The 14,818-nt window shown below is 60.9% G+C and carries 12 protein-coding genes; 8 read left to right on the forward strand and 4 right to left on the reverse strand.

The genetic code is table 11. The features are described 5' to 3' along the window. Positions 1-36: 36 nt before the first annotated feature. The 3 genes from FHT29_RS05635 to FHT29_RS05645 are packed head-to-tail and all read left to right on the forward strand — an operon-like array spanning position 37 to position 5,102. The gene (locus FHT29_RS05635; protein WP_210255389.1) at positions 37-2,136 is read left to right on the forward strand and encodes a hydantoinase/oxoprolinase family protein; all 2,100 of its coding nucleotides are present in this window, start codon (positions 37-39) and stop codon (positions 2,134-2,136) included. After that, positions 2,133-3,878, forward strand: a complete 1,746-nt coding sequence (locus FHT29_RS05640; RefSeq protein ID WP_168599319.1) for a hydantoinase B/oxoprolinase family protein — start codon at positions 2,133-2,135, stop codon at positions 3,876-3,878. The genes FHT29_RS05635 and FHT29_RS05640 overlap by 4 nt, the downstream gene beginning before the upstream one ends. A gap of 42 nt (positions 3,879-3,920) precedes the next feature. Continuing rightward, positions 3,921-5,102, forward strand: a complete 1,182-nt coding sequence (locus FHT29_RS05645) for an acyl-CoA dehydrogenase (protein WP_168595435.1) — start codon at positions 3,921-3,923, stop codon at positions 5,100-5,102. A 68-nt stretch (positions 5,103-5,170) separates the two neighbouring features. Here the strand turns inward: FHT29_RS05645 and FHT29_RS05650 are convergent, their stop codons facing one another. Further along, positions 5,171-5,656: a MarR family winged helix-turn-helix transcriptional regulator gene (locus FHT29_RS05650; protein ID WP_168596305.1), complete on the reverse strand. Its 486-nt coding sequence runs from the start codon at positions 5,654-5,656 to the stop codon at positions 5,171-5,173. Between the two features lie 252 nt (positions 5,657-5,908). On the opposite strand from FHT29_RS05650, the gene FHT29_RS05655 reads away from it, so the two are divergent. The 4 genes from FHT29_RS05655 to FHT29_RS05670 all read left to right on the forward strand — a co-directional run bounded on the left by FHT29_RS05655 (position 5,909) and on the right by FHT29_RS05670 (position 10,611). Then, positions 5,909-7,096 carry an ABC transporter substrate-binding protein gene (locus FHT29_RS05655; RefSeq protein ID WP_047558570.1) on the forward strand — a complete coding sequence of 396 codons (1,188 nt, stop codon included), beginning with the start codon at positions 5,909-5,911 and terminating at the stop codon, positions 7,094-7,096. Between the two features lie 139 nt (positions 7,097-7,235). Then, positions 7,236-9,131: an ABC transporter permease gene (locus tag FHT29_RS05660; protein WP_246702996.1), complete on the forward strand. Its 1,896-nt coding sequence runs from the start codon at positions 7,236-7,238 to the stop codon at positions 9,129-9,131. Beyond that, complete coding sequence (locus FHT29_RS05665; RefSeq protein WP_168596302.1) at positions 9,128-9,910, forward strand: ABC transporter ATP-binding protein; 783 nt, start codon at positions 9,128-9,130, stop codon at positions 9,908-9,910. The genes FHT29_RS05660 and FHT29_RS05665 overlap by 4 nt, the downstream gene beginning before the upstream one ends. After that, positions 9,910-10,611, forward strand: a complete 702-nt coding sequence (locus tag FHT29_RS05670) for an ABC transporter ATP-binding protein (RefSeq protein WP_168599321.1) — start codon at positions 9,910-9,912, stop codon at positions 10,609-10,611. The genes FHT29_RS05665 and FHT29_RS05670 overlap by 1 nt, the downstream gene beginning before the upstream one ends. 566 nt (positions 10,612-11,177) lie before the next feature. Here FHT29_RS05670 and rpsU read toward each other — a convergent pair. Next, positions 11,178-11,417 (reverse strand): 30S ribosomal protein S21, encoded by a 240-nt coding sequence (gene rpsU, locus FHT29_RS05675; protein ID WP_037193112.1) that lies wholly within the window; start codon positions 11,415-11,417, stop codon positions 11,178-11,180. Positions 11,418-11,660: 243 nt separating this feature from the next. On the opposite strand from rpsU, the gene FHT29_RS05680 reads away from it, so the two are divergent. Then, positions 11,661-11,912 (forward strand): hypothetical protein, encoded by a 252-nt coding sequence (locus FHT29_RS05680; RefSeq protein ID WP_168596300.1) that lies wholly within the window; start codon positions 11,661-11,663, stop codon positions 11,910-11,912. 8 nt (positions 11,913-11,920) lie between these two features. Here the strand turns inward: FHT29_RS05680 and FHT29_RS05685 are convergent, their stop codons facing one another. Then, positions 11,921-12,910, reverse strand: coding sequence for an NAD(P)-dependent oxidoreductase (locus tag FHT29_RS05685; RefSeq protein WP_168596299.1), 990 nt, complete (start codon positions 12,908-12,910; stop codon positions 11,921-11,923). Between the two features lie 11 nt (positions 12,911-12,921). Beyond that, complete coding sequence (locus FHT29_RS05690) at positions 12,922-14,133, reverse strand: glycosyltransferase family 4 protein (protein ID WP_092575440.1); 1,212 nt, start codon at positions 14,131-14,133, stop codon at positions 12,922-12,924. Positions 14,134-14,818: the final 685 nt, after the last annotated feature.

Raw genomic sequence — 14,818 nt, forward strand, 5'->3', positions numbered from 1 at the left:
GATCTCGTCCATAAATTCATTTGTATACAAACAATAATGGGAACAGTCGTGACTCAGTCTTTTCCGAATGAACCGTCGGGCCCGACACCTGAACAATCGCAGGTCGCGGGCATCGATGTCGGCGGCACGTTCACCGATCTCGTGCTCTTCGACACGGTCTCCGGCAAGGTCCGTCTCGCCAAGACGCCGACCACGCTCGACAATCAGGCTTTCGGCGTTCTCAACGCACTGGATGCGGCTGAGGCCGATATAGCGGCGCTCGACCTCATCGTGCACGGCACCACCACCACCACGAATGCCGTTCTGGAGCGCAACCTCTGCCGAACAGGTCTCATCACCACACGCGGCTTTCGCGACGTGCTGGAGCTCGGCCGGCGCACGCGCCCGAACCCCTACGGCATGAAGGGCGAGTTTCGCCCGATCATCCCGCGCGACCTCAGGCTCGAAGTTCCCGAACGCATGGATGCCGCCGGCAACGTGCTGATTCCCCTCGACGAGGAAGCGCTCCGCATTGCGCTCAAAGCCCTGGTGGATACAGGTTGCGAGTCGTTGGTCATTCACTTCCTGCATGCCTATGCCAATCCGGCGCATGAGTTGCGCGCCGGCGAGATCGCCGGCGAGATCTGGCCGAACGGCAATATCACGCTCGGCCATGCGCTTCTGTCCGAAAGCCGTGAGTTCGAGCGCGGCGTCACGGCGGCCGTCAATGCATCCGTGCAGCCGCTCCTGGCGCGCTACATCGAGCGCCTCGCCGATCAACTCGCCACCAAGGGTTACAGGCACGACGTTCTCGTCATGAACGGCAATGGCGGCATGGTGTCTGCGCGCCACGTCGCCAAGGAGGCCGCAAAGACCGTCATGTCCGGTCCCGCCTCCGGCGTCATGGCAGCGGCCTATACCGGCCGGCGCGCCGGCATCCCCAACCTCATCACCTATGATATGGGCGGCACGTCGACCGATGTTGCCCTGATCCGTAACGCCGAACCGGCTGTTTCCAACGAGATCGAGATCGAATATGCCATGCCGATCCATGTGCCGATGGTCGACGTGCGCACCGTCGGCGCCGGCGGCGGTTCGATCGCCAAGATCACCGCCGCGGGCCTGCTCCAGGTCGGCCCGGAAAGCGCCGGCGCCATGCCGGGGCCGATCTGCTACGGCCGCGGCGGCACGACGCCGACCATCTCCGATGCCAACCTGCTGCTCGGCCGCCTCAACCCTTCCAGGCTCAACTCGGTTCCCGGCAGCATTTCCATTGACGACATTCGTAACCTGTTCGAGGAAAAGCTCGGCCGTCCGCTCGGGCTCGACGCCACGGCGGCGGCGGCGGCCGTCATCCGCATCGCCAATGCCCGCATGGCGGACGCCGTGCGCATGGTCTCGGTCAGCCTCGGCGAGGATCCACGCGATTTCGCACTGTTCTCCTTCGGCGGAGCAGGCCCGCTGCACGCGACCGCGATCGCGCGGGAGCTCGGCATTCCAAGGGTGCTGACACCGTCCCGTCCGGGGATCACCAACGCGCTCGGCTGCGTCGTCGCCGATCTCCGGCACGATTTCGTCAATACGGTCAACCGCCCGCTCGATGTCGCCGATATGGACGCGGTGCACGCCCTCTTCGAAAAACAGTCGGCGGAAGGGCGTCGGCTGATCGGTAAGGAAGCGGTCGCCATTCGCGAGATCCGCGAGATTTACTCCGTCGATATGCAATTCATCGGCCAGACGCATCTGCTGCGCGTGCCGCTGCCGAGCGCAATGCCGACCAGGGCCGAACTGCAGGCACGGTTCGAGGAGGCTTATTTCAACCGCTTCCATGTCGAACTTCCCGAAATCCGCGCCAGCCTCGTCAACGTCAACACCTCGGTCATCGGCCGGCGCACCGAGATCGATCTGTCAATGCTGATCGATGCGGCCGGACGCAAGGCGACGCTCAGCGAAGCGCAGACCGGCATGCGGCCGGTCTGGTTCGACGGCTGGCGGGAAACTCCGATCTACTGGCGCGATCACCTGCCGCTCAAGGCAACCATATCCGGACCGGCGATCATCGAGCAGATGGACACGACCATCATCCTCGAGCCCGGCGACGTCGCCGCACAGGACGACGACGGCAATATCATCATCACGATCGGAGCCGGCCAATGAGCATCGACCCCATCACGCTGAGCGTCATCCAATCCGGCCTGCAGCAGGTCTGCGATGAGATGGACCTGACCTTCTCCCGAGCCGCCTTCTCGCCTGTCATCGCCGAGGCCAACGACCGTTCGGACGGCATCTATTCGGCCGAGGACGGCTCGCTGATCGCCCAGGGGGCCGGCGGCCTGCCGGTCTTTGTCGGCACCATGCAATATTCGACCCGCACGCTGATCGAGATGATCGCCTCCGGCAAGGCAGCGGCGCCGAAGCCGGGTGACATCTATATCGTCAACGACCCCTATCTCGGCGGCACGCATCTGATGGATGTGCGTTTTGCGATGCCCGTTTGTCGCGATGGCAAGATCTTTTGCTGGTTATCGAACACCGGTCACTGGCCGGATACGGGCGGCGCTGTCCCCGGCGGTTTCTCGGCGTCGGCCACCTCCGTCGAACAGGAGGGCCTGCGCCTGCCGCCGGTCCGGCTTTTCAAGGAAGGCAAGCTCGACACCGAGATCTATGCGATCATCTGCTCGAACATCCGTGTCTCCGAACAACGCATCGGTGACGTAAAGGCACAGGCGGCCGCCCTTCTTGTGGGGCAGGAACGGCTGGTGCGCATTCTCGAACGCTACGGCGACGATACGGTCGCCCAAGCGATCGGCGAGTTGCGCCGCCGCGCGGCCGAGCAGATGCGCGCCAATATCCGGCTGATCCCGGAAGGCACTTATCGTTCCGTCGCCTATATCGACAGTGACGGCGTCGTCAACGAGCCACTCGAAATCCGTCTGACGATCATCGCGACAGGCGATGAACTCTCCTTCGATTTCGAGGGATCGTCGAAGCCCTGCGCCGGACCGATGAACTCGGTGCTGGCGACGACGCTATCCTCCGTCTACCTCGCCATGCGCCATATCTTTCCTGATGTCCCGATCAGCGCCGGTGCCTTCGAGCCGTTGAAGGTGAAGACGCCAGAGGGAACCTTCCTCGACGCCCATTATCCGCGCCCGGTTTCCGGCTGTGCTGCGGAAGTCAGCCAGCGGATCGCCGAGGCGGTCTTTGCGGCATTGGTCGAGGCACTGCCCGATCGTGTGACGGCCTCGCCCGCCGGAAGTTCGGGCAATTTCGCGCTCGGTGGCCACGATCCAGAGCGCGGGCGCGGCTACGTCATGTACCAGATTTCCGGCGGCGGCTATGGCGGCAACAGCGATCACGACGGGCTTGCCAACGGCTGTTCGACCATCGGCATTTCCAAGGCACCGCCGGTCGAGATCATGGAACAGCAATTCCCCGTCCTCTACCATCGCTATGCCCTTCGCGAGGGGTCCGGCGGTGCCGGCAAGCATCGTGGCGGCTTCGGTCTCGACTACGAGATCGAACTCAGGCGCGGTGCTGCCACCGCAAGCTTCGTCATGGATCACGGTCGTTTCGGGCCGCAGGGCGCACTCGGTGGCAGCGACGGGCGGACGAACAGCGTCACGGTCTGGCGCGACGGCGAAGCGATGACGCCGGAGCATCTGTCGAAGGCGCAGGATATCGCGCTGAAACCCGGCGATCGCGTTCGCGTCGGCACACCGGGCGGCGGCGGCTACGGCGATCCGCTGACACGCGATCCGAAAGCGGTGAGCGAGGATGTGCGGCTCGGTCGTTATACGACGGCTGAAGCGCTCGATCTCTTCGGCGTTGTCGTGACGGCGGATTGCCATTCGGATACGACCGCCACCGAACGAGCCCGCGCCAGCCGCAAGGCGTAGACTGACAGCGATCGAGAAAAGAAAGATCTGGGAGACGACAGCATGAGCCGCGAGATTTTCGACTGGGCCGATCCGTTCCGGCTGGTGGAGCAACTGAGCGATGAAGAACGCATGGTGCTGGATACCGCGCATTCCTATGCGCAGGAGAAGCTTGCCCCCCGCGTGCTCGAAGCCTTCCGCCATGAAAAGACCGATCCGACGATCTTCCGCGAGATGGGCGAACTCGGCCTGCTCGGACCGACGATTGCGCCGGAATATGGCGGCGCCGGCCTCGGCTATGTCGCCTATGGCCTGATCGCCCGCGAGGTCGAGCGCGTCGACAGCGGCTATCGCTCGATGATGAGCGTGCAGTCCTCGCTGGTCATGGTGCCGATCGATGCTTTCGGCTCCGAGGCCCAGAAGCAGAAATACCTGCCGAAGCTTGCCACTGGCGAATGGATCGGCTGCTTCGGCCTCACCGAACCGAACCATGGCTCCGATCCAGGCTCGATGGTGACGCGGGCAAAGAAGGTCGATGGCGGCTATAGCCTGACCGGCGCCAAGACCTGGATCTCCAACGCACCGATCGCCGATGTCTTCGTCGTCTGGGCAAAGACCGAGGACGGCATCATCCGCGGCTTCATCCTCGAAAAGGGCTGGAAGGGACTGTCGGCACCCGCCATCCACGGCAAGGTGGGCCTGCGCGCCTCGATCACGGGCGAAGTGGTCATGGACAATGTCTTCGTGCCGGAGGAAAACCTGCTGCCGAATGTTTCCGGCCTCAAGGGTCCGTTCACCTGCCTCAACTCCGCCCGCTTCGGCATTGCCTGGGGTGCATTGGGTGCGGCCGAGGATTGCTATGCCAAGGCGCGGCAATATGTGCTCGACCGCAAGCAGTTCGACCGGCCGCTTGCCGCCAACCAGCTGATCCAGAAGAAGCTCGCCGACATGGTGACCGAGATCACCCTTGGCCTGCAGGGCTGCCTGCGTCTCGGACGCATGAAGGAAGACGGCCATCCGCCTGTGGAACTGACGTCGATCCTCAAGCGCAACAGCTGCGGCAAGGCGCTGGATATTGCCCGCGCCGCGCGCGACATGCTCGGCGGCAACGGCATTTCCGACGAGTTCGGCATTGCCCGCCACCTCGTCAACCTCGAGGTGGTCAACACCTACGAGGGAACCCATGACATCCACGCCCTCATCCTCGGCCGCGCCATCACAGGCATCGCCGCTTTTGCGAATTGAGGCCGGCTTTGCGGTCACGATTGACCTGAAAAAGGAGATGCTGTCCAGCGATGGCATTTCCTGCCGGTCTATTTCTCCGTCGCGTTCGATGATTTGTCATCATGATAGTTCAGGATGCGGCGCAACAGATAAAGCAGGGCCACTCGTTCGGCGGGATTGAGGTCAGCCATCGTCAACTCGCTGATGAGGCGGGCGGCCGGTATCATTTCCTCCAACAGGTGCTCGGCGGCCGGCGTCAGGGACATGATGATCTTGCGTCCGTCCTGCTCATCCCCGGAAGTCGTGATTAGGCCTCGTGCGGACAGTCGTTCGATGATGCCCCTGATCGTGCCCTGATCGACGGCCGTGGCCTTGACGAGTTCGGTCTGGGAACTTGGCCCATGATCGCGCAGCGCGCAGAGGGTGACGAACTGCACGGAGGTCAGATTGGGATCGGAGGCGTTTTCCTGGAAGATGGAGAGATGACGTTGATACACTCTGCGCAACAGGTGGCCCACCTGCTGCGTGACATCATAGTCGTCCGAATCCGGCCTATCGTGCTTCACATCAGCCATCCGCTGCCAAGATTAGTGTGTACACGCGAATTTCCACATTCTTCGAACGATTGGCAAGCTGGAAATACGGGATTTTCGCGCAATTTGCCTAAAAAATGCACAGAGAAAGATCTTGCATTTATAGTGAACACACCAGATCATACCTTCAGGCGACAAGCTATGGATCGCGATTGCACGCGCTCGAAATTCGATGCCGCCGATGACGTGCCGTAATAACAAGAATCAAAACAGATCAATCCAGAGAGGACGGAAATGAGAGGACTTTTTGCGATTATGGGTACGGCCCTTTGTCTGGCGGCCGGGACACAAGCGATGGCCGGTGAGATCAAGGTCGGCGAGATCAACAGCTATTCCGCGCTACCTGCGTTTACCGACCCTTACAAGAAGGGCTGGCAACTGGCGCTTGACGAGGTCAATGCGGCGGGCGGCATCAACGGCGACAAGCTCGTAATCATTTCCAAGGATGATGGTGGCAAGCCCGGCGACGCGCTGACGGCCGCAAACGAATTGGTCGCAAAGGAAGGGGTGGTGATGATCTCCGGCTCCTTCTTCTCGAATGTCGGCATGGCGGTTGCCGATTTCGCCAAGCAGAAGAAGGTCTTTTACCTGGCCGGAGAGCCTCTGACCGACGCGATGATCTGGTCGAAGGGGAACGACTATACTTTCCGGCTGCGCCCGCCAAACTACGTGCAGGCCGCCATGCTGGCGCAGGAAGCCGCCAAGCTGCCGGCGAAGCGCTGGGCGACCATCGCGCCGAACTATGAATACGGACAAAGCGCCGTGGCTGTGTTCAAGGAATTGCTCCAGAAGGCCCGACCCGATGTGGAGTTCGTCGGCGAGCAATGGCCGCCGCAAGGCAAGATCGATGCCGGCTCCGTGGCGCAGGCCATCGAGGCCGCCAAGCCGGATGCGATCCTCAATGTCGAGTTCGGCGCCGATCTGGTGAAGCTGGTGCGCGAGGGCACGACCCGCGATCTCTTCAAGGGCCGCTCGGTCGTTTCCTTCCTGACCGGCGAGCCGGAATATCTCGATCCGCTGAAGACAGATACGCCGGAAGGGTGGATCGTGACGGGCTACCCCTGGTATTCCGTCGACACATCAGCGCACAAGGCCTTTCTCGACGCTTACCAGAAGCGCTACAACGACTATCCTCGCCTGGGCTCGGTGGTCGGCTATTCGCTGGTCAAGTCGATGGCCGCCATTCTGACCAAGGCCAAGTCGACCGACACGGACGCGCTGATTGCCGCCGCCAAGGGTATTTCGGTCGACACGCCGTTTGGCCCGATCACCTATCGTGCCGCGGATCATCAATCGACGCTCGGCGCCTTCATCGGCAAGACCGCCCTCAAGGATGGAAAAGGCGTGATGGTCGATTTCCAGTACCATAGCGGCAACGACTTCCTGCCGAGCGAGGCCGACGCCGCCAAGCTCCGCCCCTAGCGGAACCGTCAAAGGCCGGCGGTCGCGGCTTTATGCCCTTCCGCCGGCGAAACGGGCATGTATTCCGTCATAACGCATCGCGCCGGCATTCATTCCGTGGATCGAATGCCACCCTTGTTAAATGGGCAGGGAGCCTCCGTTGGACCTTTATCTTCTGCAGTTCCTGACCGGGCTTTCCAATGCCGCCTCGCTGTTCCTGGTCGCCTCCGGACTATCGCTGATCTTCGGCGTGACGCGCATCGTCAATTTCGCTCATGGCGCCTTTTACATGTTGGGCGCCTATCTGGCCTACAGCCTGACGACCCGTTGGGAAAGCGCCTTCGGCTTCTGGGCAGCACTGCTTGTCTCCGCCGCCATCGTCGCAGCCTGCGGTGCTCTGCTGGAAATCCTGCTGCTGCGCCGTATCTACCGTGCTCCCGAACTGTTGCAGCTTCTGGCCACATTCGGCGTTACGCTCGTCGTCGAGGACGGCGTGCGGCTGATCTGGGGACCGGAGGACCTCGTCGGGCCACGGGCACCCGGATTGTCCGGCGCCGTCCAGATTCTCGGCCGACCCTTTCCAGCCTATGATCTCGTGCTCATCGCTCTCGGACCCGCCGTTCTCGGCCTGCTGTGGCTGCTGCTGCACCGCTCGCGCTGGGGCATTCTGGTGCGCGCGGCTACCCAGGACCGCGACATGGTCAGCGCGCTCGGAGTGAACCAGAAATGGCTTTTCACCGGGGTCTTTGCTCTCGGCGTCTTCCTGGCAGCCTTCGGCGGCGGCCTGCAAATCCCGCGCGATGCCGTCACGCACTTCATGGATCTGTCCGTCATCACCGAGGTATTTGTCGTGGTGGTAATCGGCGGGCTTGGCAGCATCGGCGGCGCCTTCCTGGCCGCCATCGTCGTCTCCGAGCTGAACGCCTTCGGCATCCTGGTGTTTCCAGGCATTTCCCTCGTGCTGATGTTCGTGGTCATGGCGGTCGTCCTTGTCCTGCGTCCCTGGGGCTTCTTCGGCAAGCCCCTGCCCGCCTCCCGCGCCGGCTATGCGGCAAGGACGACGTGGCGGCCGCTTGGCCCACGCAGCCGTGCCGCCGCCGTCGTGCTCATCCTTGGCGCTGTCCTGCTGCCGCTGGTGCTCGGCAATTACGGCCTCGGTGTCGCCAGCGAAGTCCTGATCGCCGTGATCTTCGCCATCAGCCTTCAGTTCATGATGTCGGTGGGGGGATTGGACTCCTTCGGCCATGCGGCAAGCCTCGGCCTCGGCGCCTATGGGGCGGCACTATCGGTCCAGTGGCTCGGCGCGCCGATGGAGCTTGCCCTCGTCATCGGGCCCCTCGTTGCGGCTGCCATATCCCTCGTCTCGGGTTGGTTCTGCGTCCGGCTGTCCAACATCTATTTTGCCATGCTCACCTTGGCCTTCGCGCAGATCTTCTGGTCGATCGCCTACCAGTGGGTCGACGTGACAGGTGGCGACAATGGCATCGTCGGCGTCTGGCCGTCCGAATGGGCAAGCGGACCCAAGGCCTTCTATTGGCTGACGCTCGCGGTGGCCGTCCTATCGGTCGGCTGTATCCGCTATCTGACCTTCGCGCCGTTCGGTCATGCCCTGAGGGCGCTACGGGATTCACCGCAGCGCGCGGCGGCAACCGGCATTCCGCGCCGCACCGTCCAGCATACCGCATTCGTCGTGTCGGCCTTCTTTGCTGGCCTTGCCGGCTCGCTTCTGGCCTTTCAGAAGGGAAGCATCTTTCCTGAGGTGCTTGGTATTCCGATGTCGATCGACGGGCTCGTCATGGTCCTGCTCGGCGGTTTCGGTACGGTATCGGGCGGCATCGTCGGCGCAATCGTCTACAAGACCGCCTCGATCTGGCTGATGAGCAATACCGATCTGTCCCGCATGATCCTCGGCGGCTTCATCATTCTCCTGGTCGTCGCATTTCCGGAAGGGATCGTCGGGACGCTGGGCCGAATATTGGGGACTCGCAAGCAACGGCTCCAGATCCTGCCGCAAACCCTTTCGCAACCGGCCGCCAAAATGGGGGATGCGCCATGACCCCACCGCTTCTGTCGGTATCGCATCTAAGCAAGAGTTATCAGGGCGTCAAAGCGGTCACCGACGTTTCCTTTTCGCTTACCCGTGGTGAACTGATGGCGCTTATTGGCCCGAACGGCGCCGGGAAAAGCACCTGCTTCAACATGCTGAACGGCCAGATCAGGCCCGATGCCGGATCGGTGATCCTCGATGGGGTCAAGACATCGGGCCTCTCGCCTGCCAGGATTTTCCGCCTCGGCGTCGGCCGTACATTCCAGATCGCGGAAGTCTACCTGTCCATGACGGTTCGCGAGAATGTGCAGGTGGCGATCCTGTCCCATGCCGGACATCTTTCCGGTTGGACCGGCTTCTTCGGGCGGCTGGACCGCAAATTTCGCCGCGAGGCCGAAGAGCTGATCGGCCTGATCGGTCTTGGCGACCAGGCCGATCGCGCCTGTCGCGAGCTTCCTTACGGCGACGTCAAGCGCCTCGAGCTTGCCATCGCGCTGGCCGGCGATCCGAAGCTGCTGCTGATGGATGAGCCGGCCGCCGGAATGGCCCCGCGGGAGCGCATCGAACTGATGAAACTGACCGCCAGGATTGTCGAGGAAAGACAGATCGGCGTTCTCTTCACCGAGCATGATATGGATATCGTCTTCGAGCATGCGTCGCGGATTCTCGTGCTCAATCGCGGCACGATCATCGCGGAAGGAGCCCCAGAGGCGATCCGGGCCAATCCCGACGTCCAAGCCGTCTATCTCGGCTCCGGCTTGCTTTACGCCAACAGATCGGAGGGCTGATGCTGGAAGTATCCCGTCTCAATAGCTGGTACGGACCCGCCCATATCCTGTTCGACGTGGAATTGCAGGTCGCCGAGGGCGAGGTGATCGCCCTGCTTGGCCGCAACGGCGCCGGCAAATCGACAACCTTCAAATCGATCATGAGCCTTCTCATGTCGAAACAGGGGGAGATCCGGTTTCGAGGAGAGGATATTTCCAGGCTTTCTCCGTTCGACATCGCCCGCAGGGGGCTCGGCTATGTGCCGGAAGACCGGCGCATCTTCACCGCCCTCACGGTGGAGGAGAATCTCGAAGTCGGACGACAGGCGGGCCGAGACCAGCGCGCGGTGTGGACGCCCGAGCGCATCTACGAGATCTTCCCGAACCTCGGCAACATGCGCAGGAGACCGGCCGGCAACATGAGCGGCGGCGAGCAGCAGATGCTGACAATCGGCCGAACCCTCATGGGCAATCCCCATCTGATCCTGCTTGACGAACCATCCGAAGGACTGGCGCCCAAGATCGTCGAGCAGATGGCCGATGCGATCCTCACGATGAAGCGCGAGGGGCTGTCCATCCTCTTGTCGGAACAGAACCTGCATTTCGCCCGGCTGATATCTGACCGCGCCTATATTCTGGAAAAAGGCGCAATCCGATATTCCGGCACCATTGTAGAACTCGAAAGCCGGGAGGATATCCGGCAGGCCTATCTCGCAATGTAATGGGCGAACGCGGGTCGAAAGAGAAGGTTCGGCGCGCGTCTCAACGAAGGTTGAGCAACTCGCGTGCGCGAATGAGCTCACGGGCTCTTTGGACCTCGCCGTTCGCGATCCAGATCTGAGCGAGTTGCAATGCTGCTCTCAATTCATATGAAAGTGCCGATTGCTTCCGGGCCAAGATCCATCGATCTCATAAGGCCGGTCTGTGGTGTGCTCACGCCGATCGTGGCCGCCGTATTGTCTCGGCAAGCCCACCGGCAGCAAGGCGTCGGATCATTCCAGGCGTTAAGCATCAGGCCCCACAAAGGCCTGAACAATCGACCGAGATGCGCGCATCTGCCGTTTCGAAAACGAGAGAGAATGCGCCGGGGCTTTCGCTCAATAGACGTTTACAGCATTTCGTTTCGCTGTTTTCCGCCGCCCGCGCCCACATCGTCTGAAACCGTCAGCACCGGACTTAACGCGCTTGTCATTCAAACACGCTGACAACACCGCCCGCGGGAAAGGGATATCTCAAGCACGAGAAAGTCATTTTCTCGACAGCCGAAACATCCGTCACTCGATCTCTGCTAGCGAGCGGAAGCTCTCGCCTTCTTGGGGCTCGAAATACCGCTTTCCCGCTCAAGCTTTTTGCGAGCGAGTTTGCGGACACGCCTGATACCCTCAGCCTTTTCGCGAGCACGTTTTTCGGAGGGCTTTTCAAAACGCTCCCGAAGTCGGGCCTCGCGGAAAACGCCCTCGCGCTGCAACTTCTTTTTCAAAAAACGGAGCGCTTGCTCAACGTTGTTGTCACGTACCAAAACCTGCATTCTAAACTCCTAGGATCACTCACGCGCCTCATTAGATCTATGTGCCTTGATGATCAAGGCCTGGAAGACAGTTTGCCTAGATTCTCTGTCGCCACTGATTTCATGCGCATGATCGCGAATGGGGCTAGAGGTAAGCTCCGAATGCGATTAGTGGGTCAGAAGTTCATATCCTTCCGAGAGCAAAGGCCCCCAAAACCCACCTGACGATGGTTCCTGTCATTGGCAACGGGCTGGCTCACGTCAATGATCAATACCGACAATTCACCAGGCGCAGCCTTACGAACCGGCAGCCATTGCGCTTTTAGTCGTGGGTTGGACATCGAAGAGCATCGGCTTGCCCTTTATCTCTGCTTTCCGCTTAACGAAAAGCTCTCCGGCAGCTTGGTTTCCGCGATGAATTTCCAGCCCCAATCCGATCGATGCAAGCAGGGTGCGGCCGGGGTCTGCGCGTCGGTGGGGACGATCACCCTTCTGGACCAACGGAGATTGTCGTGAGGCTCCGTTCAGATGGCTAGCGCATATGGCGGCTGCTCCGCTCGCAGATTCTCCAGTGTCCGCGCGATGCCCTCTTCCAGACTGACCAGCGGCTTCAGTCCGTAGGAGCGTTGCAGCACCGTATCACCGCAGCGGTAGAAAACACCTTCGGGATGGTTCGATCGGCCTGTGACGACCGGCTGCCAACCGATCTGCCGACTGATGGTCTCCGCCAATTCGATGAAGGACATGGCGATGCCGGTCGAGAGATTGAGGCTGGCGCCATCTGGAAGCAAGTCCTTCGTCTGCCAGATGAATTCGATGCAATCGGAAATATGGATGAAATCACGGCACTGACGGCCTGTGCCCCAAACGAAAACCTCTGCCGCACCTTTTTCCGCAAGCAACCGGCGACAGATCGCCGGGAAAGGATAGGCCAAATCCTGACCCTCGCCGTAACCGCTGAACGGTCTGTAGGCGATGGCCCGTTGGCCATAGCGCTCGACATAGAGCTTCATCAGATATTCACCGGTCAGTTTCGCCCAGCCATAGCTGAGGTCGGGCATGCCGACAGAGGTATCGAAATTGATCATGTCCTCCGACAGCAGCCAATGATTTTCGACCGTCTGAAGTGACACTGGATAGGCCGCGCTGGAGCTGAAGAATACCACGGTGCCAGGCTTGGCGCGTGAAGCCCACTGCCATAGCTTCGCATCGACAGCCAGATCCTCGGCGACATCGAGCGCCCGTGTCTCCAGCGTCACGCGGCCGCCGACCAGGGCGGCTAGATGGAAGACATAGTCAAAATGCTCCGGCGGGCGGGCAAAGAAAGTGCGACAATCCTCCTGGAGAAAGGTGAAGCGGGAGCGCGTAAAACACTGCCACAGATCAGCATGAAGCGCGCCCGTCCCCATGACCAGCGGATCGACGCAGACGACATCCAGCCCTTCGGCAAGAAGTCGCCGGATAAGATGTCGGCCAACGAAACCGCAGCCGCCCGTCACCAAAGCACGTGCCATTGTCCCCCCCACTAATGCGCAAGAAAATCGCTGCGCCCCATATAGATGTCCACCATTCGGCGTCCCCATTCCGCTCTGCTCGGCGCGATGCGTTGGCCAAGGGCAAACGCACCCTCGCTCAGCCTTCGCATCAGGTTGTCGTCATCGGTCGCCGCCAATTTCTCGGCCAGCGAATCCGCATCGCCGCTCTCGAAGACCAGACCGGCGCCGTTGTTCTCGACTTCCGTCGCAATCAGTGCATTGCTGCTGACAATGACCGGTATGCCGGACATCAACGCTTCGGCCGCGACCAGACCGTAAGGCTCGGGCATGCGCGACGGCATGACGAAGACGCGCGCTTCGCCCGCGAGCCTCGCTACTTCCTCATCGCTCAGCCAGCCGGGCACGAAGCAATGCGGCAACGCGTGCTGCATCTCCTCAAGCAACGGTCCGCGCCCGATGAGTGTCGCCGTCCTTCCCGTTTTGTTGAGCGCATCCGCCAGCGTCCGTACCCCCTTTTCCCAGCACATGCGGCCGAGAAAAACGGTGCGGTGGTTGCGCCACGCTTCTACCGGTCCGGGCGTCAATGGCTCCGTGGGCGTGCGCAGCGTCGTGAAATGTCGTAAAGGACCGGAGCGGAGATGCGCCTCCATGTTTTCATGCGCCAGCACGATGCCGATGCGACCCCAGAATTCCTCGCCGACGCCCCGTTGGGTCAAGGTTCGGCGGAAACGCCAGAGCTTATGGAAATAATTGCGCTTGTCGCAATTGGTTGTCAGACATGCGGCGGACAGCGGCTTGATATGGCAGACTTCGCCGCTATGGAAATTGATGAGGCCCCCGTTCGGGCAATTCAGGAAAAAATCATGCGCCGTGACGATGACCTTGGCCTCATGCTTGGCAAGCGCGTAGAAGATCGACGGCGACAGGATCTGCGACCAGCCATGCACATGCACGACGGTCTCCTCCTCCGATTCCTTAAGCAACCCCTCCAAGGCCTCATAGGCGCGCCAATTGTAGTTCTTCGCGAAGACATCGGTGAAAGTCGGACCTTCCCGAAGGGGACGCTCGCCAAGCGCAACTGTCCGGATGCCGGCAAACCGCGACTTGAGGCCTTCGCCATCATCGCCGACCAGTATGGCGCAAGTCAGACCCGCATCCCTGCTTGCCTCAAGACACTGCAACGCCACCTTGGTCGCGCCGCCGCGAACGGTTGAAACATCATTGACGAGTATGAGACGCATAAGATTAGAAACTCGCCCCCTTGTGTCTTCGGGCCGGACGAAAGAAATTGGTCTCTTCTGTCACACGCCTGACACATATAAAGCGGTCTAACGCAGCGGCATTTCAATTCATCCATTCGCACGAAGGCATCCCGCTTTCAGATTGAATCGACAGGATCCTATAGATTCAAAGGACTAGAACGCTTTTTGCGCGTGCATAATATGGTCGTTACTCTAGGGCAGGTTGATTGAGCCGATGCGGAAAATAGCAGCATCGATTGACATCCGACGCGAGGCACCGGCAGCGCATTCGAGCTTTGAGGAGTCCCCCCGCCGGTTCGGATCGGGCGCCGTAGGGTTAAGATAGCGCTTTTTCTATCCAGCACAGCGCTTCAATTGTAATCGGGAGGTGAAAGCGGCTTCGACATCCCTTACCCAAAATCGACACCGAGTTTTCCAGATACTCAGCATATCAACCATATGAATTAAGCACAGAGTTTCCGGATATTGAAATTAAACCACCCTTAGCTTCCGTCATCCATACAGCCCCCAACCGCGCCGATCACTATCGATAGGTACCAGCTGTCGGCACCTAGCCCCTAACAGTGCCTCCGATAGCAGAGCGGATCGTGAGATCCTTGGAGTTCGCGCGTTGCTGAGCGCTTCCTTGCAACGAACACAGCAGGCAGCCAAAGCGTCGCGATAG

This window comes from Rhizobium sp. SG741, from assembly GCF_012275435.1.
Classification (GTDB): Bacteria; Pseudomonadota; Alphaproteobacteria; order Rhizobiales; family Rhizobiaceae; genus Rhizobium; species Rhizobium lusitanum.